5 protein-coding genes are annotated in these 7,067 nt (G+C 66.6%); 1 reads left to right on the forward strand and 4 read right to left on the reverse strand.

Annotated elements, in window-relative coordinates; all coding sequences use genetic code 11:
* Positions 1–86 precede the first annotated feature (86 nt).
* Positions 87–788 (reverse strand): ABC transporter ATP-binding protein, encoded by a 702-nt coding sequence (locus ACSHSS_RS25130; protein WP_006402245.1) that lies wholly within the window; start codon positions 786–788, stop codon positions 87–89.
* Here ACSHSS_RS25130 and ACSHSS_RS25135 point away from each other — a divergent pair.
* Positions 787–1,461 carry an arylesterase gene (locus tag ACSHSS_RS25135; RefSeq protein ID WP_006416453.1) on the forward strand — a complete coding sequence of 225 codons (675 nt, stop codon included), beginning with the start codon at positions 787–789 and terminating at the stop codon, positions 1,459–1,461. The two genes, ACSHSS_RS25130 and ACSHSS_RS25135, sit on opposite strands and share 2 nt — an antisense overlap.
* A gap of 129 nt (positions 1,462–1,590) precedes the next feature.
* Here the strand turns inward: ACSHSS_RS25135 and ACSHSS_RS25140 are convergent, their stop codons facing one another.
* From ACSHSS_RS25140 to ACSHSS_RS25150, 3 genes are all read right to left on the reverse strand, one after another.
* Positions 1,591–3,525, reverse strand: a complete 1,935-nt coding sequence (locus tag ACSHSS_RS25140) for a SurA N-terminal domain-containing protein (protein WP_445545702.1) — start codon at positions 3,523–3,525, stop codon at positions 1,591–1,593.
* 248 nt (positions 3,526–3,773) lie between these two features.
* The gene (locus ACSHSS_RS25145) at positions 3,774–5,120 is read right to left on the reverse strand and encodes an MFS transporter (protein ID WP_445545703.1); all 1,347 of its coding nucleotides are present in this window, start codon (positions 5,118–5,120) and stop codon (positions 3,774–3,776) included.
* 198 nt (positions 5,121–5,318) lie between these two features.
* Positions 5,319–6,452, reverse strand: coding sequence for a porin (locus ACSHSS_RS25150; protein WP_035951008.1), 1,134 nt, complete (start codon positions 6,450–6,452; stop codon positions 5,319–5,321).
* Between the last annotated feature and the right edge of the window lie 615 nt (positions 6,453–7,067).

Consider the following 7,067-nt stretch of genomic DNA (forward strand, 5'->3'; position numbering starts at 1 on the left):
GTGCGGGACGCTGTCGCGCGCGGCCGGCCGAACGAGCCGTCGCGCGCGGCGCCGCGTCATGCGGCGCCATGCGGCGTGATGGCGCCTTATGCCGCGTGCGACGCGACGATGCGTCCGGCATCCAGCGTGACCGTCGTCGCACAGCGGCGCGCCAGCTCGGGATCGTGCGTGACGAGCACGAGCGTCGCGCCGTGCGTGCGGTTCAGTTCGAACATCAGGTCGATCACTGCGTGGCCGGTCGCTGCGTCGAGGCTGCCGGTCGGCTCGTCTGCGAACAGGATGGCCGGGCGCGTGACGAAGGCGCGCGCGAGCGCGACGCGCTGCTGCTCGCCGCCCGACAGCAGTTTCGGATAATGCGCGGTCCGCTCGGCGAGGCCGACCTGCGCGAGCAGCGCCCGCGCGCGCTCCGCCGCGTCGCGCGTGCTGATCCCGCCTTGCAGTTCGAGCGGCAGCATCACGTTTTCGAGCGCGGTCAGATGCGGCATCAGCTGGAACGACTGGAACACGAAGCCGACCGAGCCGTTGCGCAATGCGGCGCGCGCGTCCTCGTCGAGCTGGTCGAGTGCGCGGCCGAGCAGCCGAACCGTGCCGCTCGTCGCACTGTCCAACCCCGCAAGCAGGCCGAGCAGCGTCGATTTGCCCGACCCCGACGCACCGACGATCGCGAGGCTGCTGCCGGGCCGCACGGCGAGCGAGATGCCGTCGAGGATCGTCAGCTCGCCCGTCGCGTCGGCGACCCGCTTGCACACGTCATGCACTTCGATGATCGGATCGGTAATCTTGAACATGGACAGGACACTTCGCTGGAAAAGACGCGCGGCGCTCGTCGCGCTGCTGGGCGGCACGCTGGCCGCGACGGGATTCGCTCGCGCCGCCGCGGCACCGGCCGCGACCGCGGGACAGCCGGTGATCGCCGTACTCGGCGACAGCCTCTCGGCCGAATACGGGCTGCCGCGCGACACGGGCTGGGTCGCGCTGCTGCGGCAACGGCTCGCGACGGAGCGAATCGATTATAGCGTCGCGAATGCGAGCGTCAGCGGCGACACCACGAGCGGCGGCCGCGCACGGCTGCCGGCCGTGCTGCAGCGGCTCAAGCCGTCGATCGTCGTCGTCGAGCTCGGCGCGAACGACGCGCTGCGCGGCGTGCCGCTCGCGACGACCGAGCAGAATCTGCGCGACATCGTCGCCGATGCGCGGCGCGCGCACGCCAAAGTCGTGCTGGTCGGCATGTACGTGCCGTCGAATTACGGCCCCGACTACACGCAGAAGTTCCACGCGGTCTACACGCGGCTGTCGAAGGAGCTCGACGTGCCGCTCGTCCCGTTCCTGCTCGCCGGCATCGAGAACAAGCCCGACATGTTCCAGTCCGACCAGATCCATCCAACGCAGCAGGCGCAGCGCGTGCTGCTCGACAACGTGTGGCCGACGCTGAAGCCGCTGCTCGGCAAGCCGCGCGGCTGAAGCGCCCGCCCAATGAAAAATCCCTGCCGGCGCAATGCCGGACAGGGATCGGAATGCGGATCGCGCCGCGCTGCCGCCGGGCGGCGCACGACGCGCATCAGGTTGCGCGCGAAATCACTCAGTCGACGCTCAGTCGTCGTTGCCCTGCGACTGGCTCGCGGTCGAACCGTACAGCTTGACCTTCGAGCGATCGCGCAGCGCGGCGAGATACGCTTCGCCCTCGCTCTGTGCCTCGACCTGCGCCATCTGCTGCTGCGCGGCCGCCAGCTGCTGCGGATCGACGGCCGAACCGGGGATCACCGCGTTCACGCGATAGATCGCATAGCCGTCCGCACCGAGATCGACGCCGACATAGGCGGGCAGCGTCTTCGGATCGACCTTGTAGACGGCGCTCAGCGCGGCCGGGCTCAGGCCCTGCGATTGCGTGCGCGAGATCTTCTGCGCGGCCGCGAAGCCTTCGGTCGACTTCGACTTCTGCAGTTCCGCGAGCTTCGCCGCGCCGTCCTTCTTCGCGAGTTCGGCAGCCTGCTCGGCGACGACCTTCTGGCGCACGGCGTCCTTGATCGCGTCGAGCGCGGGCACGGCGGCCGGCTTGTAGTCGGTCACGCGCGCCGAGATCAGCGTGTTGTTGCCGACGTCGATCGCCTGCGTGTTGTTGTGCGCCTTCACCGAGTCGTTCGCGAACACCGCCGCGAGGAACTTCGCGTTGTTCAGCGGGCTCGTGGCCGGCAGCTGCGGATTCGGCGTCGGCGTGACGGTCGCCGTCTGGATCGTCAGCTTGTACTTGTCGGCGGCCGGCTGCAGGCTCTTCGCCTTCTCGTAGACGGTCGACGTGAAGCCTTCCGCGTTGTCCGAGAATGCCTTCGCCGCGTATTGCTGCTTCAGCGTCGCGGCGATTTCGTCCTTCACTTCGGCGAACGGCTTGACGATCGACGGCTTCACGTCGGTCGCCTTCAGGATGTGGAAGCCGAGATCGGACTGCACGACGCCGCTGATCTCGCCTTGCTTCAGCGCGAACGCCGCATCGTCGAATGCCTTGCCGCCCGCGGTCGAGCCGCGCGTGATGAAGCCGAGATCGCCGCCCTTCGCCGCCGACGGCGCGTCCTGCGAGTTCTTCTCGGCGATCTGCGCGAACTGGTCCGGGTGCGCCTTCACGTCGGCGAGCAGCTGCTCGGCCTTCGCCTTCGCGGCCGCCTTGTCCGCGGCACTCGCATCGCTCGCCGCCGCGATGAAGATGTGGCTCACGCGAACCTGCGCTTCGGTGCGGAAGTGCGTCGGGTTGTCGTCGTAGAACTTCTCGATGTCCGCGTCGGTCGGCTGCGCGCTCGCGGCGGCCGCGGCCGGCGAATAGACGAGATACTCGATCGTCGCCGTCTCGGGCGTCGCGAACTGCTGCTTGTGCGCGTCGTAGTACGCGGCGAGCTGTGCGTCGGTCGGCTGGACCTTCGATGCATAGTCGCTCGTCTTCAGCACGAGCGCCTGCACTTCACGCTGCTGCGCGGCGAGTTCCGACAGCCGCTGCGCGAGGCTCTTCGGCGTAAACGCGCTCGACACGATGCTCGCCGGAATCTGCTGCAGCGCGAGGCTGTAGCGCACGCGCTCCTGATACTGCTCAGGCGTCATGCCCTGGAACGACATCAGCTGCGCATAGCGCTCGACGTCGATCGAACCGTCGGGCTTCTTCAGCGAGGCGATCATCGGGTCGCTCAGCAGCGCCTCGCGCACGGCGTTATCCGAGGCCGTCAGATGCAGACGCTGCGTTTCATCGGCGAGCACGCGCTGCTGGATCAGGCCGTCGAGCACCTGCTTGCGGTGTTCCGGCGTATCGAACGCCTTGATGTCGAACTGAGCGCCGAGCGCCTGACGCGCCTGGTCGATCTGCTGACGAAACGCGCCGTCGAATTCGACGCGCGTGATCTTGTGCCCGTTGACCGCCGCGACGTTCGCGCTTTCGTCGAAGAAGCCGCGGAAACCTTGGATCCCGACGAAACCCAGCCCCGGCAATACGATCAGGAGCAGGAGCGCCATCATCAGGCGCTGGTGATTACGGAAGAAATCGAGCATGCGTGACGGGGTGTATTGGACAAAACGCCCGATATTACAACAGTGGGCGGGAAAAAAGGCGAACCGGCAGGACGGCGCGCCGCCGCGGGGCGCCGCCGGATCGTCCCGGCGCACGGTCCGCGCGCCGCAATCTGCCCGTTGCGGGCAGGCTCGCCGCGATATGTCCCTTGTCCCGAGTACGGCGAAAATGCCTCGCGGGCGGGCCGCCGCCGCGACGCGTCGCCGCGCGGCCCCGCCCAACCACCGCCTTACGCGACGTCGGCCTGCGCCGCTTCGACGCTTCGTTGCGCATGCACCGGCTCGAGCGGGCGCATCAGGCCGACGGCGACCATTGCGATCAGCCCCGGCACGGCGATGGCCAGGAAGTTCTGCTGAAGCGGCAGCGCCTGACTGACCAGAAAGCCGATCACGATCGGCGCGAGAATGGCGCCGCTGCGCCCGACGCCGGACGCCCAGCCGATCCCGGTCGATTTGGCGGCCATCGGGTAGAACTGCCCGGCGAACGCATAGGTGACGATCTGCGTGCCGATCGTCGATGCGCCGGCCAGGCCGACCAGCACGAACAGCACGGGCTCGGGCACCTTCACGCCGAGCAGGCCGATCGACACGGCCGCGAGCCCATACATCGCGACCAGCACGTGCTTCATGTTGAAGCGGTCGGCGAGCCAGCCGCCGCCGATCGCGCCGACCATCGCGCCGAAATTCAGCACGAGCACGAACGTCAATGCCGAGCCGAGGCTGTAGCCCGCGCCGGCCATCAGCTTCGCCAGCCACGAACTGAGCGCATAGACCATGAACAGGCACATGAAAAAGGCGACCCACAGCATCACGGTGCTGAAGCCGCGTCCATCGGCAAACAGGCTGCGAATGCCCGGCGCGTCACCCTTCTCCTGGCCCGCGATCGAAAAGCTGTCGCCCTGTTGCGGCCGATAGCCGGGCGCGATACGCGACAGCACGTGCCCGACGGTATCGGTGCGCCCCTTGCGGATCAGAAAGCTCATCGACTCGGGCGTGTACGCGAGAATCGCGGGCACGAGCAGCACCGGCAAACCCGCCGCGATGAACACCGACTGCCAGCCGTAACGGGCGATCATCGCCTTGCCGACCAGCGCGGCCAGCATGCCGCCGACCGAGTAGCCGCTGAACATCAGCGTGACGAGCGTGCTGCGGATGCGGCGCGGCGAGAATTCGGTCATCTGCGCGACGACGTTGGGCATCACGCCGCCGATGCCGAGACCGGCGAGAAAACGCGCGATGCAGAACGTGACGGGCCCGTGGGCGACGCCCGCCGCCGCGGTAAAAATACTGAACAGCAGAATGCAGATGACGATCGCGCGCACGCGGCCGATGCGATCGGCGATCGTGCCGAGAAACACGGCACCCAGCATCATGCCGAACAGCGCCGAGCTGACCATCAAGCCGGCGCCGGTCGGACCGACCTTCATCTCGGCCATGATCGACGGCAGCGCGATGCCGACCACCGCGAGGTCATAGCCGTCGAAAATGATGATCAGCGCGCACCAGAACAGGATGCCGGCATGAAACCGGCCAAACCGCGCGCCGTCGGACAATTGGCATACGTCGATATTTCGCATTCGGGTCTCCATTCAAACCTGAGGTTCTCGTGCCGAATGCGACGATCCGGCACGCGTCCAGTTGTATTGCTTGTTTTTGTGTGGCCCCGTCGCGCTCGCGCGGGGCTGTGCCGGCTTTGCCGGATTGCTTGCCGGGTTCCTGTTGACGATGCACGCGGGCTGCCAGGCAGAACGCGAACCCGCGCGCCGTGCGCGCGCTCAGAACATGTGCCGGATGCCCGCCATCACGCCGAGTTGACCGACGCCTGCGGCGGGCGTCGTGCCGCCACCGCCGGAACTCAGGCTGTAACGGGCGTGGGCGCTATTCCACAGATACGAGCCCTGCAGATAGGCGGCCGTGGCCTTCGACAGGAAATACGTTGCGCGCAGCGTCGTCATGGTTGCGCGCGTGCTCTGCTCGCGATTGACGATGCGGAACGCTTCGCCGTCGAGCACGGCCGCTGGCGTGACCTGATACGCGGCGCCGACGAAGAACAGGTCCGAGCGCACATCGGGCACCGACGGCGACACGGTCTCCACGTGACGTCCGACCCAGCCTGCGCCGAGTTTGACCGGGCCGATATTTCCGTATCCGCTGACCTGCATGCGGATGTCCTTGTCGCCCTCGCTCGTCAGTGCCAGCGGCGTCACGCCGTTGAAAAAGTTCGCGGCCGCGCCCGCGCCGCCGCGCTGTTCGTCGTAGGCAGCCGACACGCCGAACGACTGCGTGTCGTACTTGATCATCGCGCTCCACTGGCGGCACTGCGTGAAATGCCCCGCCACCGAACCCGCGCAGGTGCCCTGCCCCGGCGAATTGCCGGTGCCGGCGGAATCCCGGCCGAACGAATACATCGCGCCGAGCGTCAAGCCTCGAAAAGTGCCCATGTAGGCGATCGCGTTGTCGCTGCGGGCGTTCGGAATATACGCGTCGAGCGATGCGCTGCCGTAGATGTCCGGGCCCAGGATGTCGGAGTCTGTCAGCCCCCAGAACGTCATCGAGTACTGACGTCCGAAAGACAGCTTGCCCCACGGCCCTTGCAACCCAACCCACGCCTGACGGCCGAACAGTCTGCCGCCCTGACCGAGATCGCCGCCGCGCGGATTGAAGCCGCTTTCGAGCTGAAACACCGTCTTCAATCCGCCGCCGAGATCCTCGCTGCCGCGCAGCCCCCACCGCGACGGCACCTCGCCCGTGATGCCCGGCATGCGGACCAGTCTGTCGCCTGCCGCATTCGCATGCGTCACATACTCGATGCCCGTATCGATGACGCCGTATAACGTCACACTGCTTTGGGCGAACGCAGGCACGCTCAGCACGCCCAGTCCACCGACCACCCACTTCGCAAGCTTCATCGGTCTCCACTCCATGTCGAAATTTTTTTGATTCTTCGGACATTGCTTATAGATAAAAAGCAGACCTAATCATTGTCCGCATGATTGCGTCTGAGCTTGTGTCGTTCGCCCGGCCTTCCGGCACGACGATGCGATACGTGAAATCCTGCGCGGCCGGATAGCCTCGCCCGCGCGGGACCCATCGAAAGTTAAAGTAAAGCGGAGCGGGCGTCCAATACCGACGCGATCTGCATTCATACCTGTCAGGCATCGGCATCCGGGCCGATTGTCGTATACCCGGATGGTGATTGAGGCAGGCAGCTTTGGGTCAACGGTCGTCATCCGTGTCGTGCGGCTGGAACCGCATCGCGGATGCTCTCGCCAATCCATTCGGTGTACCGAATATAAATACAGCGGCAACGCGTACGGCGATCACGCTCGTCGACACGCGATGCGCATCCGCAACGCGGAAGCACAAACGAAAAAACCCGCACGAGGCGGGCTTCTTCATTTGTTTGGCGGAGCGGGACAGGACTCGCCTACATCCTGCAGGCCGCGGATGCGCGTACACGCGCATCCCTTCGAGTCCCGCCGGAAGCCGCGCAGGCGGCTTCCTCCGCTCCGCAGTCACGCGCC

This window comes from Burkholderia sp. BC1, assembly GCF_052683555.1.

What these genes read in the sequence shown, in the direction of transcription:
- ACSHSS_RS25150 (WP_035951008.1), bottom strand. Translation starts at nt 6,452, where the DNA reads ATGAAGCTTGCGAAGTGGGTGGTCGGTGGACTGGGCGTGCTGAGCGTG.
- ACSHSS_RS25140 (WP_445545702.1), bottom strand. Translation starts at nt 3,525, where the DNA reads ATGCTCGATTTCTTCCGTAATCACCAGCGCCTGATGATGGCGCTCCTG.
- ACSHSS_RS25130 (WP_006402245.1), bottom strand. Translation starts at nt 788, where the DNA reads ATGTTCAAGATTACCGATCCGATCATCGAAGTGCATGACGTGTGCAAG.
- ACSHSS_RS25145 (WP_445545703.1), bottom strand. Translation starts at nt 5,120, where the DNA reads ATGCGAAATATCGACGTATGCCAATTGTCCGACGGCGCGCGGTTTGGC.
- ACSHSS_RS25135 (WP_006416453.1), top strand. Translation starts at nt 787, where the DNA reads ATGGACAGGACACTTCGCTGGAAAAGACGCGCGGCGCTCGTCGCGCTG.